We start from the raw sequence: 23,584 nt of genomic DNA, 5'->3' as shown, positions 1-23,584 counted from the left end.
TCTACCATGTAATTTGTTAGAGTGAGTTTTAGAAGCGTTTTATTCTGGGAGAAGTGTTGTTCTGGGGCCGGGGCCGGGATTTGAACCCGGGCTAGGGGATCCACAGTCCCCTGTGCTAACCAGGCTACACCACCCCGGCCATGTCCACTTTAGCTATCTGGGATATATTTATAAACTTTTCGCCAAAATACTTCCAAAAAGGGCTAATAAAGGGGCATTAGTGGATTAGTCAATTTACTTTCCTCCATATTCATCAACCTTAATTTAAGGGGGGTGAATAAACGATGAGGGCGAAGAGAGAATCATTAAAAATTCTCATCAATGCCATCAGAGAGAACAAAGTTGATGATGATATAATTGACTTGCTCTTCCTGATAAATTCCATAAATGGAGTTTACACCACGAGTTCATGTTCAGGAAGGATAGGTGTTATAGAGGAACCGGAAATAGGGGCTAAACCTCTCTCAAGATGGCTCCTTAAGGAGCACAGGCCTGTCACTTTTGAAGAAGTCAAAGAGAGCTTAAAAAACGCTCAAAACGGCATTATATTTCTAAAGGTCCAACCTCCAATCTTTCATGTCGTTGCGGAGAGTATGGAGATAGCGAAGAAGCTTCACGAGATTGGTTTATCCTCTGGCTTCAAGTACACCACCTTCAAAGCTCTCAACAAAGGAAGGACGCTTGTGGAGATAAATGGAACCGAATACCTAACAGTCCCTCTGGGAAGGGATGGAAAGACTTTAATAAGCGATGAATACCTTGAATTTTCAGTTAATCTTGGCAATAGAATGCTCGAACGGAGTAAGTCAAGACTTCCAAGGCTGGAAGAAAACTTCAAAAAATTAAAGGAAGCGCTCGGGGAAGATGAGCTGTTTTATGAGATAATGGGGGATTAATCCTCCCAGGGCTCTGTGTACTTAAGGGCCCATCCAAACTCTTCTTTCAAGATAGCTATAGCAGCAGATGGTGGTATAACTGATTTTTCAGTGATTATCACGTCTATATACTCTGGAGGAGTTACATCAAAGGCGGGATTCTTTACAACAATGTTTTTAGGCCATGTTTCAAGTTCTTCTTTTGGAACAACTTCATAAGGATCTCTCTCTTCTATCTCTACTAACTGTCCTAGAAGAGTTTCTGGGTGGAATTTATATGTTTCGGCAGCAATCATGACCCAAACGCGGTGTTCCTTAGCAGTTAGAGCCAGCAACGCTGTCCCTACTTTATTGATAACTGCACCGTTAGCAGTTATGGAATCCGCCCCCATCACCACCTTGTCTGTCATTTTCATATAGTGTCTTGCTGCACCATCTACCACGTAGATAACGGGAATTCCAGCTTCAGCTAGCTCCTTAGCAGTTAGTTTTCCTTGATAAAGGGGTCTGGTCTCGGTCACAATAACTTTAATGTCTTTGCCATCTTCCCAGGCCTTTTTCATCACACCAATTGCCGCTTTTGAGTGGCAGTGTGTCATTATTATGTCTCCGTCTTCAATTCTCTTTGCTCCAAATTCAGCTATCCTCTTTACTGCATTTTCTGAGTTGTGTATGAATTCTTTTGCTGAATTTATGATCACAAACTTAAGTTCTTCTAAGCTTGCTCCGCCGCTATATGCAGCTTTTGCACGATAAGTGACATATCTTAGTGCATTTGGGAGAGAAACAGCGGTGGGTCGTGTATGGTATAATAATCTAGCGGCCTCTTTAGTTTCATTCCAGAGTTCATCAGCAGTTTGTGCCTTGCTTTTTTCAGCTTGAATTTGCAAGGCAAGGGCCGCAAATCGTGCTATTTTTCCAGCTCCTCTTATTTCCATTGTTTTTATTTTCTCTGCTATCTCCAAAACATCATTTACTACTCGCATTTTCCTCCCTCCTAGAGGGTGCTATTTATTTAGTAGGGGTGGTTTATATACCTCACTACTCTTCTTTTTATTACTTGTGCACTGGCGTTTTTATATGTTCTTTGGTGTACATAAAATAATATTATAATTGTTCTTTACAAAAGTAAAGGGTGTTTCCGACCAACGCCGAAAGCTTTATATTTAATTGTCACAAAACTACCAATGCATAGGATAGACCATGTGTTCATTTTAGTACATTAAATCAAAAAGTTTGGAGGACGAGTAAGATGGAACTTGAAAAGAGACTCAAGGAAAAATTGGAGGCTCCACCTTTGAATTATGAGGAATATTTCTCAGAAAAAGCACTTGGAATGAAGGCTTCGGAGATTAGAGAGCTTCTGAAACTTGTAGAGAGTTCAGATGTAATTTCACTTGCAGGAGGTCTTCCAGCACCTGAAACATTCCCTGTGGAGATAATTGAAGAGATTACAAAAGAGGTTCTCAAGAACCACGCTGCTCAAGCACTCCAATACGGGACCACTAAGGGATTCACACCATTAAGACTGGCCCTAGCCGAGTGGATGAGGCAGAGGTATGAGATCCCCATTTCAAAGGTAGACATAATGATTACCAGTGGTTCCCAGCAAGCGCTCGACTTGATCGGTAGGGTCTTCATAAACCCAGGAGACATTGTGATTGTTGAAGGTCCAACTTATTTGGCCACTCTTCAAGCTTTCAAGTATTATGATCCCGAGTTAATTCAGATCCCGTTAGATGACGAAGGTATGAGAATTGATCTTCTTGAGGAGAAGCTTCAGGAGTTAGAGAAAGAGGGTAAGAAGGCAAAGATAGTTTACACTATTCCGACATTCCAGAATCCTGCTGGAGTCACTATGAATGAGAAAAGGAGGAAGAGGCTTCTTGAATTAGCATCTCAATATGACTTCATAATAGTGGAGGACAACCCCTATGGCGAACTACGTTATTCTGGAGAACCAGTAAAACCAATCAAGTCATGGGACGAGGAAGGAAGGGTACTCTATTTAGGAACTTTCTCAAAGATCCTTGCTCCAGGGTTTAGGATTGGTTGGATCGCAGGAGAACCTCACTTCATAAGGAAGCTTGAGATAGCAAAACAAAGTGTTGATTTATGTACCAATACCTTTAGCCAAGTAATAGCTTGGAAATACGTTGAGGGCGGACATTTAGACGCTCACATACCAAGGATAATTGATTTCTACAAACCCAGAAGGGACGCCATGTTAAAAGCTCTAGAAGAGTTCATGCCTGAGGGAGTCAAGTGGACAGTACCCGAGGGAGGAATGTTCGTTTGGGTAACACTCCCAGAAGGAATAGACACAAAAGAAATGTTTGAAAAGGCTGTTAGCAAGGGCGTTGCATATGTCCCGGGAGAGGCATTCTTTGCTTACAGGGATGTGAAAAATACCATGAGGCTTAACTTTACCTATGTTCCTGAGGAGAAGATTAGAGAAGGTGTTAAACGCCTTGCTGAGGCCATAAAAGAGGAAATGAAGGGATAGCAAAGGTTATTAAGGAAAACTTCCAATCTTTATTGCCCGGGGAGTACCGCCGAAGGCGGAGTCGATGAACTCGGGCGGGTTATTACCCCCTTCTATAGGCAATTGCCGAAAAACTTATAACAAATTAATGTGAGGAATCAACTATGTTGGAGAAAGAGAAGGAAGCTTTGGCCAAGAGAATTGCGGGGGAAATAACTTTATCTTCTGACCCTGGAAAAACCATGAGAAAATGGAGAGAAATATTTGGTATAAGTCAAACTGAACTTGCAGAGCATTTAGGGGTGTCTTCTTCGGTAATTAGTGATTATGAAGGTGGACGAAGAAAAAGTCCTGGAGCATCAACTATTAGAAAGTTTGTTGAAGCTCTTCTAGTGATAGATGAAAAACGTGGAGGAAACGTTATAAGAGCATTCAGTCGGACTATCGGCGGTGACCTACCCACTAATGCTATTCTTGATATAAGAGAGTTTGCCTTTCCTGTCACGGTAAAAGACATATTGAAGGCAGTAAAAGGAGAAGTTGTCGCTAATGAAGATTTACTTGGTAGGAAGATTTACGGCTACACAGTGATAGATAGTATTCAAGCTATACTTGAAATGAGCAGTGACGAATTTCTAAAACTCTATGGGTGGACCACAGAGAGGGCATTAATATTCACAAAAGTTACTACTGGAAGAAGCCCAATGATAGCAATAAGGGTACAAGGACTAAAACCCGCTGTAGTTGTGTTGTATGGCGTCAAAAACCTCGATGAACTTGCGGTAAAAATAGCTGAAAGAGAAAGGGTGCCACTAGTAGTCTCACACGTTAAAGACGAAAATGAACTTATTCTAAATCTAAGGGCACTTGTCGAAAAGAGTGAAAAAGGCTAGGTTGGGAGTTCCTTTTTTCTCCAAACTCCTTCCTTAGACAGCTTTTCTAGTCTGGAGTTTATATGCAAGAGTACTTCATTTAAAATCTGACCGTTATTGTATTCTTTCACTATTTTCTCAAGCTCTTCTCTCGGGAGCTTTTTCATTTCTTTAGCCAGTTCGATCATCCTTGGATATGCCCTTACAATATTATCGACTATTGTTATATCTGCCATTCTCGCACTCCTTGAGAGGGGGTTTAGGTCGATTGTTATGATAAATTTGCCCATAGCAACCAATGCCTCAGTTCTGTCACCGTCTTCCAAGGGTACAATTACAACATCGGCTTTCCATATCCCATTTTCGTCCACTTTGCCTCGCTCACTTTCTAGGTTTGGAATCCTTTTAGTGGGGTTTATGCCAAGAAGTTCTACATTGGGATCATGCTTTCTCAACTCTTCTGCAATTGCCTTAATACGGTCTTCTGTTCTGTAAAAGAGATTTATTTCTAGTTTTGCATCTAGTGCCTTCGCGAGTTCTATGGTTTCTTTAGGGACTAAAGCTGCAACATTTCCATTTACTGAGACCACCGGGTATTCTGCTAGAAGGAGTTTTGCAATTGCGGCCTTCATGGCTTTCTCAGCCGGTTCTATGGTTTTTTCTCCAATTAGGTAATCGAAGGCCTCTCCCCTTCCATGGGCTATCAAGCCAGCTTTAGCGGTCATGCCCTTTTCCATGCCCTCGATGATCTTTTCTCTGTAGTAAAGACTCCAATATCTCGGATGGCTTTTGGGAATTTTTACCATGTTTTTCACCCAGAAAAAATTAGTAGGGGTGTATAATAAGGTTAACTACCACTGTCTTCTTCTATCTCCCAGAAATATTTTCATAAATCCAGAGAACTCCTCCCCTCTGAAGTCTTCGTAGAGTTGGTTGGTTTCTTCTTCATTCAACCATTCCATATCTTCGGGTATTCCCTCAAAGAAATCATAATAAATCTCGTTTCCTTTTCTAGCAACGTTTAGGGTGTATATTTTTTTCTTTAGTTCCTGAGCAGTTTTTATTTCTCTCACAACCAAGGAAGTAAATTTACCAACTATACCAATAGCGACAAAGATCTCTGCATCTTTTATCATGTGGTGAGTAGGTTTTAATCCATATTCAGAGGGAAGTATAAAGTTATTGGAGTTTAGTCTTTCTTCTATAATCTTTAAAGCGGCCCGTTCAGTTTGAGTATGATAAATAATGGTGGGTTCACTTACGTATATTGGGATTCCGTATTTTTTCTTCTTTTTTCTTAAAAAGCCAAACATGAAATCACCTCAGTTGAAACATATCCCAATCCCATGGAGCAGTACAAGGTGTCTTGGGTTGTCTAATATTGGATAAGTCCTAGGTTTATTAAGGTTAGCCTGAGAATGTGATCTTTTTCAAGTTAGCAAAAACCGTTATCACTCATTGGGGTGCTCTACTCCTGCGATGATCTTTTCAGTTTGAAATGCTTTTAGTACCCGTAGAGCCCATTGTTTTGCATCTTCTAGGGTTTTTGGGTTCTCATTTAGTATCCAGCCGTCGAAGACTTTCCTTGCTATTATTTCTCCTTTGATTGGATTGGTCATTAACCTCATATACCGCTTTTCGGTGTACTTTTTTCCAAATTCTCCGAACTTGTCCGCTATACATAGAATGAAGATAGCAACTTTTTTGCCTTCAAGCCCATTTTTTGATCGGATGAAGTTTATAACACTTGGAAGTGGCCTTTCATAGTAAATTGGTGCCCCAATTATAATTAGGTCACAGTTTTCTACTTTGAAACTATTACTCACTCTTTCTACTTTGACCTCTGCTTTTTCTTTAAGGGCCTCACCTATTTTAAGGGCCACTTTCTCAGTTGAGCCTCTTTTAGTGTCGTAGAGGATACAGATTCTCATTACTTCACCTAACTGATTAATTGGAATTTAATTTTATAGGGCTTTCTTAGAAAGAGGTATATATCTAAATGTTCCAAAGATTTAGATGATAATTCTATTCTTCCCCCCTTAAAAGGAGGGGTTCATAGTTGAGGGCACCTCAGGTGGGGATAAAACGTCGTCATCTTTCCATCGGCTGGGATGACACTCATCATTGGCAAATTACCTGAAATAAATCCCATTCGGCCTTTTTGGAATGAGGCCTTCTAAGAGGTCTACTAACTCTTTGTTGTTACATTCTTGTCAAGATGGGGATATAAGCTTTTTGATAAATCTAAAAAATTTGAAGGTATAATTTACTACTTACTTTCTCTTCGCTCTAAGAATAAGCTCTACAAAAGAGAACTCAACATGGAAATCACTCTTTTGAATACACAACTATTGTTTCCCTCAACAAATCTCTAATATGTGCTTCTTTCAAGATTTTAAGTTGCTGTGAGCTGGTTCCAAGTCTTCTCACGAAATAAATTGCTTTTGGCTTAAAACCAAGTTCTTGAGCCATTTTCATGAGGAGCAAATCTGTGGGTATTACCACTCCAGCATAAGCCGAGTTTCCAACAACAATTGCAACATCTCCTTCCTCCATTATTCTGAAAAAGTTTTTTGTTGCAATGTACATGTCATCAAAGTATGCTTGAACCATATCTGGAATAATTGGACTCCACAGTCTCTCTGTTCTTAAAAACTCAATAATCTCTTCAAGAACTCCACTCCTCCACTTTCCATCTTTCTCTTGTTTCCATCTCTTAATCTCATCTGAATTGAATAGATTGTGGGATCTGAGAGTTCTATTTCTTAGTTTCCTAAATTCCTCATAATTCTTAACAAAATCGAGCATCCACAATTCTACCTTATAGACTTCAGTATAGTCAAAAGTGTTGCAGTAAGGAGGCGAGAACACAATCGCATTCACATAATTATCAGGAATTTCCTTTAATTTTCTTGTATCCCCATTTATAACTTCCACTTCAGCTTTTCTGTGTGGATAAAGTTGGGATTTTATTGTTTTTATATCGTGATACATTTGTTTGAGTTTGGACATAAATAATTCTTTAGGTCTTCCCTTTGGCTCTTTTCTAACAATTTTAAGGCCCTTTCCATCTTTTTTAGCAAGAGAAGAATCCTCCAAAATTGAGGCAAATGCAAGCCAGTAAAGATTGAAGTGTATGTCTCCTCTCCACTCACAAGCCTTAAAATCGAATTCGGCACCTTTTCTTTCAGCCTCGCTAAGTATTAACTCTTTGATACGCAGTAATTCATTAAGTGTTTCGTTGTCGTATATTCTCTTGAAAGTTGAAAGTTCTGGGGGATCAATTTCTGCTTTTTTTGACGTATCAAGTTTTTTAATCTCCTCTACAAAATTTTTTATCTCTTTTAAGTCGTATTCATGCCATTTTGTCTTTGTTTTCACGAGAAAACAGAAGAATGGGTTAATGTCCACTCCAATGGAAGGAATTCCAAGCCATTGAGCACCTAGGAGAGAACTTCCTGCTCCCATAAATGGATCCAGAAGTCTTTTCTCTGGTTTTCTAATAATCTCACTCTCTATTAACTTTTTTATTAAGGCGGGGGAATAACTCTCTTTTAGGTAATACCAATTATGAACAGGAACTTTAGCACAGGATTTTGGATTGACAACTTTCTTTAACTGGAAGACTAATTCCTTATTCGAGTCATTTACCCTTACCCTTAATTCATTTTCAAGAGTTCTAAAACTTTTTACAGTGAGTTCTTTTATTCTCTTGTATTTTTCGATATCCATATCCTCACTTCCACACTCTTTATTGTATTTTATTTTTTATTGGTTTTCATCGTAGTGTGTTGTGTATGATGGAACTCTGATTTCTTTCTCACCATAAATGACAGAACTTGAGAAGAAAAAGCCAAGGAGCATACTCAAGTATTTGAATAAAAGCCTCCTAGGTTTATGAATGGTAAATTTTCAAAAATATTGAAGGAAAGGCTTATCTGAGCTTATACTTCTCAAGTGCATGCGTTAATGATGACAAAGAGGGCTCTATTATTGGAACCTCCTCAGTATAACTAGATATCGATTTTAGGTCCTTGAAACCTGTACCTGTGGCTTCAACTACAATAGAATCTCCTTTGTCAACATGGCCCTCATCTAGCATCCTAAGTAAGCCTGCTAAGGAAGCTGCTCCACTCGGCTCTACAAAAATTCCTTCATACCTCGCTAAGAGTCTTTGTGCCTTTAAAATGAGATTATCATTAACTTCTTCCGCAATACCTTTGCTTTCTTTCAGCCCTTTAAATACTAAGTCCCAATCCCATGTGTATGGATCTGCTAAACCACCTGCAACGGTTTTTGGATTTTCCCATGTTTCAAGGGGCTTTTTCTCTCTCCATGCTTTTACTAGAGGTGCACACCCCTCAGCCTGTATTGCTACGAGATGGGGTATCTTATCAATGAACCCCAATATCTCAAACTCTTTAAATCCCTTGTAATTTCCTGCAAATAATCCCCCTCCTCCGACTGGAATAAAGACCCAATCTGGCACCTGATAGTTCAGCTGTTCAGAAATTTCATAGGCTATTGTTTTGGGCCCTTCCATCTGGTATGGGTTGAACTTTCCAAAACTAGGAACTGGGGCCCATCCAAATTCTTTGTGAGTTAATTCCATCATCTTAACGGTAGGGTCTCCCAAGAAGCCATTCCTTTTGACTCTCACTACCATAGCTCCATATAATCGTAGTTGAGAGACTTTTTCTGTAGGGGCGTTTTCTGGTACGAAAGCTACACAGTTTAAGCCCAATTTTGCACTATATGCTGCCAATGAAGCGGCAGCATTCCCGCTTGATGCAGTTACAACGTTTTTTATCCCGAATTCATTTACCTTACTAATTCCCACCACGATTGGACGATCTTTAAAGCTTCCAGTGGGATTTCTGGTCTCATCTTTAATATACAGTTCTCTTAATCCCAATTTCTTAGCGAGTCTTTTTGATTTTATTAGAGGAGTGCCTCCTTCTCCAAGAGAGACGATTTTTGAAGAATCATGGATTGGTAGGAGTTCTATGTATTTCCATACGCTTGGGACTCTCTTCCTAAGCTTATCCTTAGAGATAATCTCTGAGATCTTGTTATAGTCATAAAAAATGTCCAGCCTTTCCCCACATTTTGGACAGCTGAAGTATAAAGAAGCTGGAGAAAACTCAGATCCACACTTTGAGCACACAAGTTTTTCCACAAACATCGTGCTTCCTCCAAGATACAAAAATTAAAAGTAGAAATCAATCTTCTCTGGCCAGTTCTAGCATTCTTTCGTGCTCTTCTGTTGTTAACCTTCTCTTTAGGAATAGTCTGGTGCTAAAGTATCTTGCGGCATAGTCCGGGAGAATCGTGACAACTCTATCTCCTTCTCCAAAGTTGTGCCGTTCTGCAAGTTTTATTGCTGCTACTACATTTGCTCCTGAGGAGATGCCCACTCCAAGAGCTTCTGTTCTGGCTATCTTTCTTGCCATTTCAATTGCTTCATCACTGCTCACGGTAACCCAGTCATCCAGATACTTTCTGTACTTCTCAACTAGACTTGGGACAAATCCATCTCCAATTCCTTCCACTTCATGTCTTCCCCAAGCTCCTAGTTCCCCACTTTTGAACCATCCTTCGGCCGTTGGACATTCCGCAGGCTCCATTCCTGCAGTTATTATCTTAGGGTTGGCATCTTTCAATCTCTTTGCAACACCTACTAATGTTCCTCCTGAGCCAACTCCGGCTACGAATCCCTTTATAGTGTCTGCTCCGAGTTGTTCTATTATCTCTGCCCCTGTGGTTTCATAATGAGCTTTGAAGTTTGCTTCGTCATCCCACTGATCTAATGCCACATATTTGTCAGGATTTTCTTTCTCAAGCTTTTTCGCATATTCTAATGCACCCATAGCGTCACTTTCTCCTCCGGGAGTGTAAATTAACTTAGCACCAAAGAGCATGTCTAGGAGCTTTCTTTCGTAGCTCATTTCCTCAGGCATGACTATTAGCACGTCATAACCAAAATAAGCTCCCCATGCAGCAAAGGCTATTCCTGTGTTTCCAGTTGTGGCTATTACTATGGTCATTCCAGGTTTTAGTTTTCCCTGTTTCTCGGCCTCTTTTATCATGTAATAAGCCATTCTGTCTTTCACGCTACCAGTGGGGTTCATAAATTCACATTTTGCCCATATTTCAAATGGATAGTCTTTATCTATTTTAGAAAGTCTTACAATAGGAGTGTTCCCTATTAAATCAACCGGGCTGTTGGCTATTTTACCTACCATTTTTCCACCTCCAAATAATTCATGAAATAGGGGTTTAACGCAAAAGGCCATTTGCTATGGCAATATATCCCTCTGCAGCCTTTATGAGATGATCTATCTCAATATACTCATCCGTCACGTGAGCCAAGCTCTCTTTTGAGGGTCCATATCCAATTGTGGGAATCCCTCTGATACCAGCGCTTTGACTTCCATCAGTGCAGAAGGAATACTTTGAGAATTTTGCAGGAATTCCAATATTATTAACAGCATCTAAGGACTTCTTAGCCAGTTCATGCTCTTTTTCCAATAACCAAGCGGGGAAAAAGCGTTTAGCCTTAATTTGCTTTCCAGTATATGTCGTAGCTTCTCCTGTTGCAATTTCAACCTCCGCCTCAAACTTTGGTATTTTGCCTCTTAACTCTTCTATAAGATCTTTTATGGGTTTTAAAACGCTTTCTTCAGTTTCTCCTACTATTAATCTCCTATCAAAGGTGACTCTACATTCGTATGGGACAACTGAGGCGCCGGGGTATGGTTTTGATATAATATCTGTAAGCTCGATAATTGCATCTCCCAAGAATTCGTGAGATGGAAGTGGGAGTTTTCTTATTCCATCTATTAAAGGAAGCATGTTATAAACAGCATTAACACCCACCTGAGGGTTTGAAGAGTGAGCTGGCTTTCCTTTTGTCTTCACAATTATTTCGGCCCTTCCCCGCTGTCCAATGTTGATGTTGAGCTCTGTTGATTCACCCAACACCACATAATCTGCTGGGATCTTATCAAGAACTTTTCCAAAGGCTATTCCCTCGAAAATCTCCTCCATAACTACGCCAACTACGTAGATATCTCCCTTTATTTTCTCCCTTGGAATTAAACTGGCCCCATAGACCATTGCTGAAAGGGCTCCTTTCATATCCGATGTTCCCCGTCCGTATATTTTTCCATTCTCAATTTCTGCTCCAAAAGGATCATGTTTCCAATCCTCGGGATTGGTCACTGGAACTGTGTCCATGTGTCCCTCAAATATGAGGGTCTTTCCTTTTTCTTTTCCTTCGATTTTTCCTATTACGTTGCCGTACTCATCAATCCAAACCTCATCGTAACCAAGCTCGTTCATTGTTTTTTTAATGAACTTTGCAACGTTATCCTCTTCTCCAGAAAGGCTAGGTCTTCTTATCAGCTCTTGGCAAATACCGATTAGTTCTTGTTGTTGTTTTTCAGTTAACATACTCTCTCACCTCATTCGACTATACCTAATGTTTGAAGCAAGGCAGCAGCTTTTGCGAAGAGATTATTTCTAGCTTGCTCATAAATGACCGATCTAGAAGAATCCATAACCTCATCATCAGCTTCATGCCCACGTAAAACTGGTAATACGTGGGTTATTATTCCTTTGGGATCCATTAAGTCGAGATCTTCCATTTTAAGTTTCCAATCTTTGTATTTTTCATAAATCTTTCTTTCTTCTTCCCAGAATTTTGAATATCCTTCTCTTGCCATTCTTTGTGAAATCCAGGACCTAGGAAATACTACGTGTGCACCTTCTAAAGCCTCTTTATAGTTGTTAGAGAATTCTAATGAAGCTCCACTGGCCTTGGCGTTTTCTTCTGCCATCTTAACAATTTCTTCTGGTAACTCAAAGCCAGGAGGATGGGCCACCACTATATCCATTCCCAGTCTAGTACCCAGTAGCATTTCAGAGTTAATACTGCAGTATCCTCTTGGAACCGGGGCATATGCCCACATTAATACGTATTTTTTGCCTTGTAATTTTCCAAGTTTCTCCTCTATAGTCATGTAGTCTCCCATAGCTTGTGTGGGGTGAAAAGTATCATCAGCCATGTTTATTATTGGAACATCTGCATATTTGGCATATTCTCTAAGAACTTTGTTTCCTCTTCCATATATAAAATCAATAGCATGATCGAGCAATCTGATACCAATACCCTCCCCATAGATCTCGTACATTTTTGCTATGTCTTTGTGTTTCTCGCCCTCACCTTCTCTTGTCATTGAGCTTGTTATAAACTGCGCATGACCTCCTAAGAGAGTCATTGCGGTTTCAAAAGCTGACCGCGTCCTGGTAGAGGAGGCATAAAATAACATTATGAATGTTTTCTTATCTAAGAAATTCCATGGAATCCTGCCGTTATTTTTTTCATATATTTCTCTTAATTCCCTAGCTAGTTCAATCGTTGCCTTAATTTCATCTATACTCCATTCTTGGGTGGTTATCAAATCTTTTCCTTTTAAATCTGAGAGATAATTCTTCAAGTGCATTGCTCATACCTCCAAGTCTAATTTATAAGTATAAAGAAAAAAAGATTAAGTTTGGAAGACCTCTTGGAAAGTTTTAGGTTGTTTGTCGGGGAAAATATAGCTAAAAACAACAAAAGCTATAAAGCTTAGGATTATACCAGGGATAACAGCTCCCCATTTCCCAAATGAGATTATTCCTAGAGCATCTAGTCCCACTACCAAACTGCCGAGCAATATTGCAATGAATGAACCTATCCGGCTACCTTTGTCCCAATAGTGGCTCATTAAGTATGGCACAAATATTCCGGCAGCTCTGAATGAGAATGAGAACATGAGTACCTTGACTATTACATTTATTTTGAACATGGCTACAAGTATTGAGAGTATACCTAAGACAGCTGTTACTATCTTTGATACTTTTCCTAATTCTTCGTGTGTAGCATTAGGATTGATGTAAGGTTTGTAAATATCATTGACGAAAATAGCAGTTCCAGCAACAAGATCAGAATCTGCACTTGACATTGTCGCTGAGACTAATGCTGCAAAGAGAATACCCAATAGAACAGGGGGCAATGCAACTACAGCAAAACCAGGAAGGACATATCTAGTTCCGTATTGGTCAATGTATGGGATTGTGTGTCCCATCTTTATGTAAGCTAAGGCTATAAGTCCTAAAATTGCTGGGAACCATGCAAAGATAAAGTAAGTTATGGCAGCAATGATTGAACCTGTTTTTGCAGATTTATCATCTTTGGCTGCAAAATATCTTTGTATATATTCCTGCCCTACTGTAAAACTGGCAAGATACATTATTGTTAGACTTATTATAGTTTCCCAACCTATTCCCGCAGTTATGCTAAATCTCCATGGTTCTAGGGTTGAGGTTAAAGTATCCCATCCACCTACTACTTTTAGTCCATATGGAACTGCAACAATGATTCCACCTACTACACAGACCCACTGGAAAATATCAGTTAATGTCACACTCCATAGGCCGCCCATTACAGAGTAAAAGACTGCTACTGCTCCCATGATAAGAACGGCAATCTTGAAATCGATTCCTAGAAGTATTGAGAGGACAATTCCTGAAGCCATGATCTGGATTGCTGTGAGTCCTATCATTGGTAGCAACAATACTATGGCTGTCAATATGTGGTTTTCTTTTCCATATCTTTTTGCAAAGAACTCAGGGACGGTAGCAACCATTGTAGAACGTAGCTTCGGTGCTAAGAATGCCAAGATGATAAATACTATTGCCATTGTCAGGACGTACCATGCGGAGGATAATCCCCAATCAGTAAATGCCTTTTGGGCCACACCCATTGAACTTCCGCCACCTACCTCAGTGGCAGCAAGAGTTCCAGCAATAAGTATTGGTCCCAGTCGTCTTCCGGCTAACATAAAGTCTATATCTGTTTTTACTAGCCTCGCGGAATATAGGCCTATCCCTAACAATGTTAGGAGATATAATACTACTATAACATATACAATAGCGGGCAACATGGCACATTCCTCCTACTACAAGTACAAGGATCACCTAGTTTTCTTTCTTACTTTATTTAATTATTTTCACAAGTTTGCTTAATAATATTAAACAAAAATCGGAAATTTTAAATAAAATTAGAGATATAGTTTTGTCAAGGTGGTGTTATGTGAAGAATATTAACGAATTGTATCTGGGGATACTTAGAGAACTCTATAAACAGTCCAGAGCAACTTATAAAGAACTAGGAAAAAAGTGTAATACTACCAGCGTAACTTGCTATAACAAAGTTCAAGAAATGGTTGAGAATGGTATCATTAAAAGATTTACAATAGATGTGGATCATAAACAGCTCGGATATGAACTGGAAGTTCTTTTAGAGCTTAAAGTTAAGCGAGGTCTCCCTAGACCAGTGGCACTAAAGTTGTACAAATTACCTCATGTAGAGGATGTATGGGAGATTACAGGAGATACGGACTTAATTGTGAGGGCATACTTCAAAAATGTAGATGAACTAAACGACTTCCTTCATATGTTGGGTAATAATTATCCAGAAATAGAAAACGTGATAACCCATGTAGTTCTTGGAAGTTATAAGAATCCAGAGGCTTGGTTTTAACCATGGCAAAACTTTTTATTCCAATCCCTACAACCTTGTCTTAGGTTAGGGGGTGAAAATAATGAAATTCTGTCCAAAATGTGGGAGCATAATGCTGCCAAACAAGAAGAAGGGAGTTTTTATTTGTAGAAAATGCGGTTATGAGGAGCCTCTTGACCCAGAAACAGCTGAGAGATATAAGATAAAACAGAACATTAAACATGAAAGAGAAGACATCCCAGTGATAGAACAAGACGTTGCCACACTTCCAAAGGCTAAAGTTACATGTCCAAAATGTGGGAATAATGAGGCTTATTGGTGGGAATTGCAGACTAGAGCAGGAGATGAGCCTTCAACGATTTTCTATAGATGTACAAAGTGTGGGTACACTTGGAGGAGTTATGAATAACGGTGGCATATATGAGAGAACTTGAGATAGAAGTGCTTAAACGCCTTGTAGAAAAAGCTTTAAAGGAATTAGACGAAGCTTATAAGAGGTTACCTGATGTGAATAATGGAAAAACTTATTTATTGAGAGGTAAAGAAAGAGTTAGGTTGATGGCTAAAATTCTCAATGATATGGAGGGGTGAAGATGCCATTTGAAATAGTTTTTGATGGAGCGAAAGAATTCGCAGGCTTGATTGACACAGCAAGCAACTTAATCGATGAAGCTGCATTCAAAGTTACTGAAGAAGGAATCTCGATGAGAGCAATGGATCCAAGTAGAGTAGTTCTGATTGATCTCAATCTTCCTGCTGGCATATTTAGTAAGTATGATATCGATGGGGAGGAGACTGTAGGAGTTAACATGGATCACTTCAAGAAAATTCTCAAGAGAGGAAAGGGTAAGGACATTCTTGTTCTTAGAAAAGGAGAGGAAAACTTTCTTGAGGTTACTCTTGAGGGGACTGCAAAAAGGACTTTTAGACTCCCCTTAATTGAGGTTGAAGAACTAGAACTTGAACTGCCAGAACTTCCATTCACAGCTAGGGCTATGGTACTGGGAGAGGTGCTCAAGGAAGCTGTAAAAGATGCTTCCCTCGTCAGTGATAGTATTAAGTTCCTCGCAAAGGAGAATGAGTTTGTTATGAAAGCAGAGGGAGAAACCCAAGAAGTCGAAATCAAGCTCACTCTTGAAGACGAGGGTTTGCTTGACTTGAATGTGGAAGAAGAAACCAAAAGTGCTTATGGTGTCAGTTATCTCGCGGACATGGTCAAGGGAATTGGCAAAGCAGATGAGGTAGTGCTCAAGTTCGGAAATGAAATGCCTCTTCAGATGGACTACCCAATAAGAGATGAAGGAAGACTCACATTCCTGTTGGCTCCTCGTGTTGAGGAATGATCCTTTTTAATATCTTTTTTAGGTGATCAATTTGGATCTAGGGAAGCTTAGAGAACTTCTAGAAATGGAATTGTCATCAACAGAGTTGACTTTGTTAGATGATGATTTTTATGAAGAGTTTGATAGTCTTATAAAAGCATTAAAGCTCAGAGCAGAATCCTCCAAGGAGAGAGGGGAAGAAGTCGATGAACAACTTTACCTGGCGGAACTAAGCGTTGCGGAGAAGTTGGTTAAGGAGATTCTCAAGATTAGACTCCACAAAATAGTTGACATGGCTTTTGAGGGACGCCCGTTTAACCTTATTAGTGATGAGAAGAAGCTTTTCTCTGTTATTATGGCCTTTATTCATAGAGAGGAAATACCAGCATTTGAAGAAGAAGTCTCAATAGAGGAAACAAAAGAAGTGGAGGTCACGAGCGATAGAAGGATTTTCAACGCTTATATTCTTCTCCAGGATATTCCAAAGGTCCTAGATGAACGTTTAAGAGAGTACGGGCCATTTAAGGCAGGGGATCTTGTAACCCTCCCTAGAACGGTTGGACATATATTGGTTCAGAGAGAAGCAGCTAAAAGGATATCCATATCGTACTAGGTGTTTCGGATGTTTAACGTCTGTATGCGGGACTGTTATGACACATGTTCAATAATAAGTGAGATCCATGAAGGAAAGTTGAGAGTAAGGGGAAATCCCTCTCACCCAATAACACAGGGTTTTTTGTGTCCTAAGGGTGCATTACTCCCCAAGTGGTTTCATAGCAAGGATCGACTTAAAACTCCTCTTATTAGGGGAGATTTGACAGAAGATTTTAAAGAAACTAACTGGGAAGAGGCAATAAACCTTGTCGCAAATCGTTTAATGGAAATCATACGCAAATATGGTAGTGAGAGTGTTTTAGTGTATAATTATGCTGGAGATCGTGGAGTCGTTAATTATGCCTTTCCATTGCGTCTCTTTCATTATCTTAACACTTCAATGCTCGATTATGGGATATGTGATAGGGCTGGTCAAGAGGCACTGAAGGATGTTTATGGGACGGCCGTTGGTATGGATCCAGAGGAGCTGAAAAATCAAAAGCTCATAGTTTATTGGGGCATAAATCCAGTATGGACGAACCTTCATGGGTTCATGCTTGCTGAGAAATATGGTCTTGAAAAGTGGGTTGTGGATGTTATAAAGACTGAGACTGCAAAGAGATGTGAGAAGTTCTTTCAAATTAGGCCCAATACGGATGTGGTTTTTGCCCTTGGTGTTGCAAGGCTCATTATAGAGAATGAATTATATGACAGGGAATTTATTAGAGAAAAAGTTTATGGATTTGAGAAGTTTGTAAAATACCTGGATCGCTTTGATATGAACTTTGTAAGCGGTGAAACAGGGATTGAGAAGGAAAGAATTGAGGAATTTGCTTTTGAATACGCAGAGAAAAAGGGAGTTATACACATTGGTTATGGTTTCCAACGATCTTTTAGTGGTGGTGAGGCCATAAGGGCAATTGCGATACTTCCGGCCCTTGTTGGTCATAAGTTTGGCTTTATTTATGACATGAAGACCATTGATAAGAGTTATGCTGAGGGAGAATTTCTCCGTACGAAACCTGCTAGGAAAATTCCTCAAATGAAGCTCGCTGAATATATTGAAAATGGAGAAATAAAATTCCTTTATGTGTATAATTCAAATCCATTTGCTTCCCTTCCAAATCAAAATCGGTTGAGAAAGGCTATAGAAGATAATAATGTTTTTGTTGTGGTTCATGATATATTTCTTACTGACACTGCCCTTTATTCTCATGTTGTTCTTCCAGCGAATACGTTCTTTGAACGATATGATATTGCAGATTCTTATTACCATAGGTATGTGGCCTTTAATGAACCAGTTATGAGGATTTATGGAAAGAGCAACAGTGAAGTCACAAGATTGTTGGCTAAGGCGTTAGGAATAGAGAATCCTCACCTCTATGAGACTGATGAAGAGGTCATTAAAAAAGTTCTGGAAATCAATGGAATACGTTTTGAAGAGCTTAGAAAAGCAGGTTTTGTTAAAATTCCTTTACAAGAAAGAACATACAATACTCCAAGTGGAAAAATTGAGTTTTACTCTCAAAGAGCACTTAATAGAGGCTTGTCTCCATTTCCGGAATACAAATCGAGGAGAAGGAAAGGACTTCAACTCCTTAGCCCAACTTGGAAGATGACCATAACAAGCCAGTATCATAATACATACAATATAATTGATCCATATCTTCATATGAATCCAAAAGATGCTAAGGAGAGGGATATACATGAAAATGACGAAGTAGAGATATTTAACGAGAATGGGAGAATAAGAACAAGGGTAAAACTAAGTGAAGACATTCCAGAGGGCGTTGCTCTCCTTTACAAAGCCTTCTGGGCCAAGATACTTGGATGGAATGTAAACTTTCTTACAACGGATGAGACTGTAGAGGGATACGGTAATGGATCGGCTTATCACTCAACTTGGGTTGAGGTTAGAAAGATCCAGTAGTCATATTTGTCCAAAAATGTTTTTATGTGATAGTTTCTAAATTCGAAATGGTGAATAAAATGAAAGTTTACAGAAAAGATCGAGAGTATCCGAAGGAGTATCAAGAAGTTCTCAAGGAGCTTGGCACTGTTATCGACCCTATAAGTACTATGAACCTTCTTGATGCTGGGCTTATAGCGGGGTTGAATGTAAATGAGGAAACTCTTGAGATATGGCTGGCGGTGGAAAGTAACACTTACTATAATATGATAGGTGGGGCTGCAATAGCACATTCAAAAATAATAGGCGACATAATGGAGCGCTTTGCCCTTGTAAAGTTTTCACGAGTCTATATATACGATATGGGGAATAATTTACTCGCAAAATTTGAGAAGAAGTGAAAGAGATGGGATTTTTAGACTTTATTAGAGAGAAACCTAAAGGAAGAATTAAGGAACTTCCCCCTGAAGTTAGAGAGGTAGTAGAAGAACTTAAAAAAGTAAAAGATCCTGAAACTGAGCTTAACATAGTAGATGAAGGACTGGTATATGGTATTACAGTTGAAGGTAAGAACGTTATGGTGTGGCTCTTCTTAGCGAGGAGTACTCCAGAGTGTCACTTTTGTCAGGCCATAGCTATGAATGTACAAAAGCGAATTATCAAAGATATTGTCAACGTGTTGAGAGATAAGGGCTTTAGTAGTGTGAAGGTGTATAATGAAATCGGCCTTTTGCTTGAAGAGTGGAGGGAGAAAGATGAAAAGAATGCAGCCTTTTAATGATTTAAAGAAAATAGGTGACGATAAAGTCACTGCCATAGGGATGGGGACATGGGGTGTAGGAGGCTGGGAAAGCCCGGATTATTCAAGGGATAAAGAAAACGTTGAGGCATTGAGGTATGGTCTCGAACTTGGCATGAATCTCATAGACACTGCTGAGTTTTATGCCTCTGGCCACAGTGAAGAACTTGTTGGTGAGGCGATTAAAGAGTTTGAGCGAGAAGATATTTTCATAGTAAGCAAAATCTGGCCCATCCACTTTGGATATGAAAGTGCTAAAAGGGCAGCAAGAGCAAGTGTGAAGAGACTTGGTACTTACATAGATTTGTACCTCCTTCACTGGCCTATAGATGATTTTAAGAGAATAAAAGAGACACTTCATGCATTGGAAGAACTTGTAGATGAGGGGATAATAAGGTATATAGGGGTCAGTAATTTTGACTTGGATCTTCTCAAACAGAGTCAAGAGGTTATGAAAAAACATGAAATCGTGGTAAATCAAGTTAAATACTCTCTTAGAGACCGTAGGCCTGAACATAGTGGCCTCTTGGACTATATGAAAAGAGAGAAGATAACCCTAATGGCATATACTCCGCTTGAAAAAGGAAGTCTTGCAAGGAATAGATGCCTAAGTGAGATGGGGGCTAAATACGGCAAAACTGCTGCACAAGTTGCTTTAAACTGGCTTATATGGAAAGAAAATGTAGTTGCCATCCCTAAAGCTACGAATAAAGTTCATATCAAAGAAAACTTTGGTGCAATGGGATGGAGGCTTAGCAGGGAGGATTATGAGGCACTCCTAAAATGTGTGTAACGTTAACTTTATTACTATTATGTACTTTAGGCTAAGATATGAACATCTTCATCCCGCTCATAATTGGAGTCTTAGCAGGTTATCTGTTCAGAAACAGAGTTAAATTCAGCATGGACAAGCCTATGAGTATAGCCCTGCTCTTATTGATCTTCTTTATGGGGGTTGAAGCGGGAAGGGTTGAGATTGATGCATTTAGACTTTTAATATATTCCTTAGTATTTGCTTCTTTTACGATATTGGGAAGTTTATTTGTAGCCCTTGTGGGGGTGAGAAGGTGAGCTTTCTTTATTTTGTCTTAGCATCTCTGATTTTGGGCATGATTGTTGGAAAAACCACTACTTTTGATTTTGGAAACTTATATGAGATCATGCTTTACCTCTTGATATTTATCATTGGAATGGACATAGGTAAAAGTAAAGGCCTTAGAGAAGAACTTAAGAAACTTGGCAGGATGGCCCTTTTACTTCCAATGGCAACAGTTATAGGTTCGTTACTTGGTGGCTTTTTAGCATCATTGCTTTTGAGAATACCTTTGAAGTGGGCTTTAGGGATTTCAGCTGGTTTTGGGTGGTACTCCCTTACGGGTCCTCTTTTGGCTGTGTATTCCCCGGTTTATGGTGTGATAGGCTTTCTTGCAAACCTAACTCGAGAGATTCTTACCATAATCTTTTATCCAATTGCCATACAGAAAATCCCAAGAGAAGTTGGAATTGTGATGGGAGGGGCCACGACAATGGATACTACTCTTCCAATAATGGCAAAGTTTGGAGGCACAGAGATAACGCTTTTGGCATTTGTTCATGGGTTTATTTTGACCGCAGTAGCTCCATTTCTAATTCCGCTTATACTTCAGCTTTTTTAAGAGATACTTTTTGTTCTTAGTGAGGCTCTTGAGAATACTTCCAAAAACGTTTTAAAGGGTTCAACATAAGGGTTCTCGAACTGTCATGGGTTCATGCTCGGGGGTGTCCGGGAAGGAACCTACCGGGCGTACGAGGGAGGTGGAAAAATGAAGTATCCAAAGCAAATAAGAACATACTGTCCATTTTGTAGAAAGCACACGATTCACAAAGTAGAAAAGGTCAAGAAGAGGCCTAGAAGTGAGCTTAGTGCAGGTCAAAGGAGATTCAGGAGAATTCTTAAGGGTTACAAAGGTTTCCCAAGGCCAAACCCCGCTGGAAGAGAGAAACCAGTAAAGAAGCTTGATTTGAGATACAGGTGCACAGAGTGCGGAAAGGCTCACACAAGAGGAGAAGGATTTAGAGTGAAGAAGTTTGAACTCGTGTGAGGTGAGAAAAGATGGCAATTCCCAAGAACCTTATCCCCATGCCAAGATCAAGATTCCTTAGGGTCAAGTGCATTGACTGTGGAAACGAACAAATCGTTTTCAGCAATCCTGCTACAAAAGTCCGCTGTTTAGTTTGTGGCTCTACTCTGGTAGAGCCTGCTGGTGGTAGAGGTATTATAAAGGCTAAAATACTTGAGGTTCTTGAGTGATTTCTTTTCTCAATCTTTTCTCCAAAACCTTAAAAACTTATAATAGCTACCAATTAGTGGGATAAAATTTCGGGAGATGATGAAAATGCCGAGGAGAGCTAGAGAATTTCCGGAGGAAGGAGAGTTTGTTATAGCTACTGTTAAAAGTATTCACAACTACGGTGCATTCTTAACGCTTGATGAGTATCCAGGAAAAGAGGGGTTTATGCATATAAGTGAAGTTGCTCCCACTTTCGTGAGGAACATTAGGGATTATCTAAAAGAAGGGCAGAAGATTGTTGCAAAAGTTATAAGGGTTGATCCAAGTAAGGGTCATATAGATCTCAGCCTCAAAAGAGTCAAACAACAGGAGAGAAAAGCAAAACTTCAAGAATTTAAGAGAGGCCAAAAAGCAGAGAATCTCTTAAGAATAGCGGCTGAAAAATTAGGGAAGGATTTTGAGACTGCATGGAGAGAAGTTTGGGTTCCCTTGGAAGAGGAATATGGGGAGGTTTACGCCGCTTTTGAAGATGCTGCTCAGAATGGTATAGAGGTTCTTAAAGATCTCATTTTAGATGAATGGCTTCCTGTTTTAGAAGAAATTATAACGAATTATGTTGAGATTCCTACTGTCACGATAGATGCGGAGTTTGAAATCACAGTGGCAACACCAAATGGAGTTGAGGTTATTAGGGAGGCTTTGATAAAAGCAAGAGATCGAGCAAACGAGGAAGAAGGAATTGAGGTTAAGTTCAGTTATCTTGGAGCTCCGAGATATAGAATAGATATCACAGCTCCGGACTATTACAAAGCCGAAGGAGTACTAGAGAAAATAGCCTCTGAGATATTAAATGTTATAAAACAAGCTGGTGGAGAGGCTTCTTTAATAAGAAAAGAGAAGAAGATTCGGAAGATAAAGAGGAGAGAGGCATGAGGTTTAGGATTAAGAAATGTCCAAAGTGTGGACGGTACACTTTAAAAGAGACTTGTCCAGTTTGTGGTGAAAAGACAAAGCTAGCTCATCCTCCAAAGTTTTCCCCTGAAGATCCATATGGGGAGTACAGGAGGAAACTGAAAAAGGAAGTACTTGGTATAGGGGTGAAAAAATGAAAGAGAGTATTATAGTTGTCTATGAAAAACCAGAAATATATGATCCAGTCTTTATAGAAGGGCTTCCAGGTATAGGATTAGTTGGTAAACTCGCTGCAGAGCATCTGATTCAAGAACTCAATGCAAAGAAGTTTGCTGAACTTTATTCTCCTCACTTCATGCATCAGGTTATAGTGAAGAAAGATTCAACGGTAGATCTAATGAGAAATGAGTTTTACTACTGGAAAAGTCCAGATGAAGAGCATAGAGACTTGATAATTATTACTGGAGACACCCAGGTTCCTCCAACCGACAGTTATGGGCATTTTGAGGTTGTAGGGAAGATGCTTGACTTTGTTGAGCAGTTCGGCACAAGGGAAATAATCACAATGGGCGGTTATCAAGTTCCTGAACTTGAGGGAGAACCGAAGGTTCTTGCTTCCTTCACTGATCTAGAAACAAAGGAAAAGTACAAAGGGCTCCCAGTGATTCTCAGAGAGGACGAAGGAGGAGCAATCGTTGGAGCTGCAGGTCTTCTCTTAGGAATCGGAAAACTCAGAGGAATGAAGGGAGCATGTTTCCTTGGAGAGAGCCTTGGGTACATTGTGGATGCAAAGGCTGCAAAGGCAGTTTTAAGCGTTGTAGCTAAAGTGCTTAACCTAGAATTAGACATGAGTGCACTTGATGAGAGGGCCAAGGAAACTGAAGAAATCCTCAGGAAAGTACAGGAAATGCAGAGGGCAATGTTTGAGCAACAAGTTCCACAGCCAACTCACGAAGAGGAGGATAGAGGATACCTCTGA

Annotated in this window: 29 protein-coding genes and 1 tRNA gene; 19 read left to right on the top strand and 11 right to left on the bottom strand. The window is 39.7% G+C overall.

Annotated elements, in window-relative coordinates:
• Positions 1-62 precede the first annotated feature (62 nt).
• A tRNA-His gene (locus tag EP1X_RS07545) sits at positions 63-139 on the bottom strand.
• Between the two features lie 145 nt (positions 140-284).
• On the opposite strand from EP1X_RS07545, the gene EP1X_RS07540 reads away from it, so the two are divergent.
• Complete coding sequence (locus EP1X_RS07540) at positions 285-896, top strand: hypothetical protein (RefSeq protein WP_055283267.1); 612 nt, start codon at positions 285-287, stop codon at positions 894-896.
• Here EP1X_RS07540 and EP1X_RS07535 read toward each other — a convergent pair.
• Positions 893-1,861 (bottom strand): ribose 1,5-bisphosphate isomerase, encoded by a 969-nt coding sequence (locus tag EP1X_RS07535; RefSeq protein WP_055283265.1) that lies wholly within the window; start codon positions 1,859-1,861, stop codon positions 893-895. The genes EP1X_RS07540 and EP1X_RS07535 overlap by 4 nt on opposite strands.
• Positions 1,862-2,127: 266 nt before the next feature.
• Here EP1X_RS07535 and EP1X_RS07530 point away from each other — a divergent pair, with 266 nt between their 5' ends.
• Together EP1X_RS07530 and EP1X_RS07525 are read left to right on the top strand one after the other, a co-directional pair.
• Positions 2,128-3,381, top strand: a complete 1,254-nt coding sequence (locus tag EP1X_RS07530; protein WP_055283263.1) for a PLP-dependent aminotransferase family protein — start codon at positions 2,128-2,130, stop codon at positions 3,379-3,381.
• 143 nt (positions 3,382-3,524) lie between these two features.
• On the top strand, positions 3,525-4,253 hold the full coding sequence (locus tag EP1X_RS07525; protein ID WP_055283261.1) for a helix-turn-helix domain-containing protein: 729 nt from the start codon (positions 3,525-3,527) through the stop codon (positions 4,251-4,253).
• Here the strand turns inward: EP1X_RS07525 and EP1X_RS07520 are convergent.
• The 9 genes from EP1X_RS07520 to EP1X_RS07480 form a co-directional block, all read right to left on the bottom strand.
• The gene (locus EP1X_RS07520; RefSeq protein WP_055283259.1) at positions 4,250-5,038 is read right to left on the bottom strand and encodes a 4-phosphopantoate--beta-alanine ligase; all 789 of its coding nucleotides are present in this window, start codon (positions 5,036-5,038) and stop codon (positions 4,250-4,252) included. The two genes, EP1X_RS07525 and EP1X_RS07520, sit on opposite strands and share 4 nt — an antisense overlap.
• Positions 5,039-5,083: 45 nt before the next feature.
• Complete coding sequence (locus tag EP1X_RS07515) at positions 5,084-5,545, bottom strand: hypothetical protein (protein WP_055283257.1); 462 nt, start codon at positions 5,543-5,545, stop codon at positions 5,084-5,086.
• 138 nt (positions 5,546-5,683) lie between these two features.
• On the bottom strand, positions 5,684-6,163 hold the full coding sequence (locus EP1X_RS07510; protein WP_055283256.1) for a flavodoxin domain-containing protein: 480 nt from the start codon (positions 6,161-6,163) through the stop codon (positions 5,684-5,686).
• A 397-nt stretch (positions 6,164-6,560) separates the two neighbouring features.
• The gene (locus tag EP1X_RS07505; protein WP_055283254.1) at positions 6,561-7,964 is read right to left on the bottom strand and encodes a hypothetical protein; all 1,404 of its coding nucleotides are present in this window, start codon (positions 7,962-7,964) and stop codon (positions 6,561-6,563) included.
• 202 nt (positions 7,965-8,166) lie between these two features.
• Positions 8,167-9,417, bottom strand: a complete 1,251-nt coding sequence (locus EP1X_RS07500) for a threonine synthase (protein ID WP_055283252.1) — start codon at positions 9,415-9,417, stop codon at positions 8,167-8,169.
• 37 nt (positions 9,418-9,454) lie between these two features.
• The gene (locus EP1X_RS07495; RefSeq protein ID WP_055283251.1) at positions 9,455-10,477 is read right to left on the bottom strand and encodes a PLP-dependent cysteine synthase family protein; all 1,023 of its coding nucleotides are present in this window, start codon (positions 10,475-10,477) and stop codon (positions 9,455-9,457) included.
• A gap of 34 nt (positions 10,478-10,511) precedes the next feature.
• Positions 10,512-11,687, bottom strand: coding sequence for a YgeY family selenium metabolism-linked hydrolase (locus EP1X_RS07490; protein ID WP_055283249.1), 1,176 nt, complete (start codon positions 11,685-11,687; stop codon positions 10,512-10,514).
• An 11-nt stretch (positions 11,688-11,698) separates the two neighbouring features.
• Complete coding sequence (locus tag EP1X_RS07485; protein ID WP_055283247.1) at positions 11,699-12,739, bottom strand: ornithine carbamoyltransferase; 1,041 nt, start codon at positions 12,737-12,739, stop codon at positions 11,699-11,701.
• Positions 12,740-12,784: 45 nt separating this feature from the next.
• A complete protein-coding gene (locus EP1X_RS07480) occupies positions 12,785-14,221 on the bottom strand; it encodes a sodium:solute symporter (RefSeq protein ID WP_055283245.1) in 1,437 nt (478 codons plus the stop codon).
• Between the two features lie 149 nt (positions 14,222-14,370).
• Between EP1X_RS07480 and EP1X_RS07475 the strand changes: the two genes are divergently transcribed.
• From EP1X_RS07475 to EP1X_RS07405, 16 genes are all read left to right on the top strand, one after another.
• Positions 14,371-14,820, top strand: coding sequence for an Lrp/AsnC family transcriptional regulator (locus EP1X_RS07475; RefSeq protein ID WP_055283243.1), 450 nt, complete (start codon positions 14,371-14,373; stop codon positions 14,818-14,820).
• Between the two features lie 61 nt (positions 14,821-14,881).
• Complete coding sequence (locus EP1X_RS07470) at positions 14,882-15,208, top strand: transcription factor S (RefSeq protein WP_055283241.1); 327 nt, start codon at positions 14,882-14,884, stop codon at positions 15,206-15,208.
• 11 nt (positions 15,209-15,219) lie between these two features.
• Positions 15,220-15,390, top strand: a complete 171-nt coding sequence (locus EP1X_RS10150; protein ID WP_172672611.1) for a hypothetical protein — start codon at positions 15,220-15,222, stop codon at positions 15,388-15,390.
• Between the two features lie 2 nt (positions 15,391-15,392).
• Positions 15,393-16,142: a DNA polymerase sliding clamp gene (locus tag EP1X_RS07465; protein ID WP_055283239.1), complete on the top strand. Its 750-nt coding sequence runs from the start codon at positions 15,393-15,395 to the stop codon at positions 16,140-16,142.
• Between the two features lie 31 nt (positions 16,143-16,173).
• Positions 16,174-16,734: a hypothetical protein gene (locus EP1X_RS07460; protein ID WP_055283237.1), complete on the top strand. Its 561-nt coding sequence runs from the start codon at positions 16,174-16,176 to the stop codon at positions 16,732-16,734.
• A gap of 9 nt (positions 16,735-16,743) precedes the next feature.
• On the top strand, positions 16,744-18,645 hold the full coding sequence (locus EP1X_RS07455) for a molybdopterin-dependent oxidoreductase (protein ID WP_055283235.1): 1,902 nt from the start codon (positions 16,744-16,746) through the stop codon (positions 18,643-18,645).
• Positions 18,646-18,704: 59 nt separating this feature from the next.
• The gene (locus EP1X_RS07450; RefSeq protein ID WP_055283233.1) at positions 18,705-19,025 is read left to right on the top strand and encodes a hypothetical protein; all 321 of its coding nucleotides are present in this window, start codon (positions 18,705-18,707) and stop codon (positions 19,023-19,025) included.
• A 5-nt stretch (positions 19,026-19,030) separates the two neighbouring features.
• Positions 19,031-19,402, top strand: a complete 372-nt coding sequence (locus tag EP1X_RS07445) for an iron-sulfur cluster assembly protein (protein ID WP_055283231.1) — start codon at positions 19,031-19,033, stop codon at positions 19,400-19,402.
• Positions 19,380-20,216, top strand: coding sequence for an aldo/keto reductase (locus EP1X_RS07440; RefSeq protein ID WP_055283230.1), 837 nt, complete (start codon positions 19,380-19,382; stop codon positions 20,214-20,216). The genes EP1X_RS07445 and EP1X_RS07440 overlap by 23 nt, the downstream gene beginning before the upstream one ends.
• Before the next feature lie 38 nt (positions 20,217-20,254).
• Positions 20,255-20,494, top strand: a complete 240-nt coding sequence (locus EP1X_RS07435; protein ID WP_055283228.1) for a LysO family transporter — start codon at positions 20,255-20,257, stop codon at positions 20,492-20,494.
• Positions 20,491-21,078 (top strand): lysine exporter LysO family protein, encoded by a 588-nt coding sequence (locus EP1X_RS07430; RefSeq protein ID WP_055283226.1) that lies wholly within the window; start codon positions 20,491-20,493, stop codon positions 21,076-21,078. The genes EP1X_RS07435 and EP1X_RS07430 overlap by 4 nt, the downstream gene beginning before the upstream one ends.
• A gap of 147 nt (positions 21,079-21,225) precedes the next feature.
• Positions 21,226-21,504: a 50S ribosomal protein L44e gene (locus EP1X_RS07425; protein WP_055283224.1), complete on the top strand. Its 279-nt coding sequence runs from the start codon at positions 21,226-21,228 to the stop codon at positions 21,502-21,504.
• A gap of 17 nt (positions 21,505-21,521) precedes the next feature.
• Positions 21,522-21,713 (top strand): 30S ribosomal protein S27e, encoded by a 192-nt coding sequence (locus EP1X_RS07420; protein WP_172672613.1) that lies wholly within the window; start codon positions 21,522-21,524, stop codon positions 21,711-21,713.
• Between the two features lie 85 nt (positions 21,714-21,798).
• Entirely contained in the window at positions 21,799-22,626 is an 828-nt protein-coding gene (locus tag EP1X_RS07415) for a translation initiation factor IF-2 subunit alpha (RefSeq protein ID WP_055283220.1), read from the top strand.
• A complete protein-coding gene (locus EP1X_RS07410) occupies positions 22,623-22,802 on the top strand; it encodes an RNA-protein complex protein Nop10 (RefSeq protein WP_055283218.1) in 180 nt (59 codons plus the stop codon). Before EP1X_RS07415 ends, EP1X_RS07410 begins: the two co-directional genes overlap by 4 nt.
• Positions 22,799-23,584, top strand: a complete 786-nt coding sequence (locus tag EP1X_RS07405; RefSeq protein ID WP_055283216.1) for a proteasome assembly chaperone family protein — start codon at positions 22,799-22,801, stop codon at positions 23,582-23,584. The genes EP1X_RS07410 and EP1X_RS07405 overlap by 4 nt, the downstream gene beginning before the upstream one ends.

The organism is Thermococcus sp. EP1, from assembly GCF_001317345.1.
Classification (GTDB): Archaea; Methanobacteriota_B; Thermococci; order Thermococcales; family Thermococcaceae; genus Thermococcus_A.
This window is presented reverse-complemented; position numbering and strand designations above follow the sequence as displayed.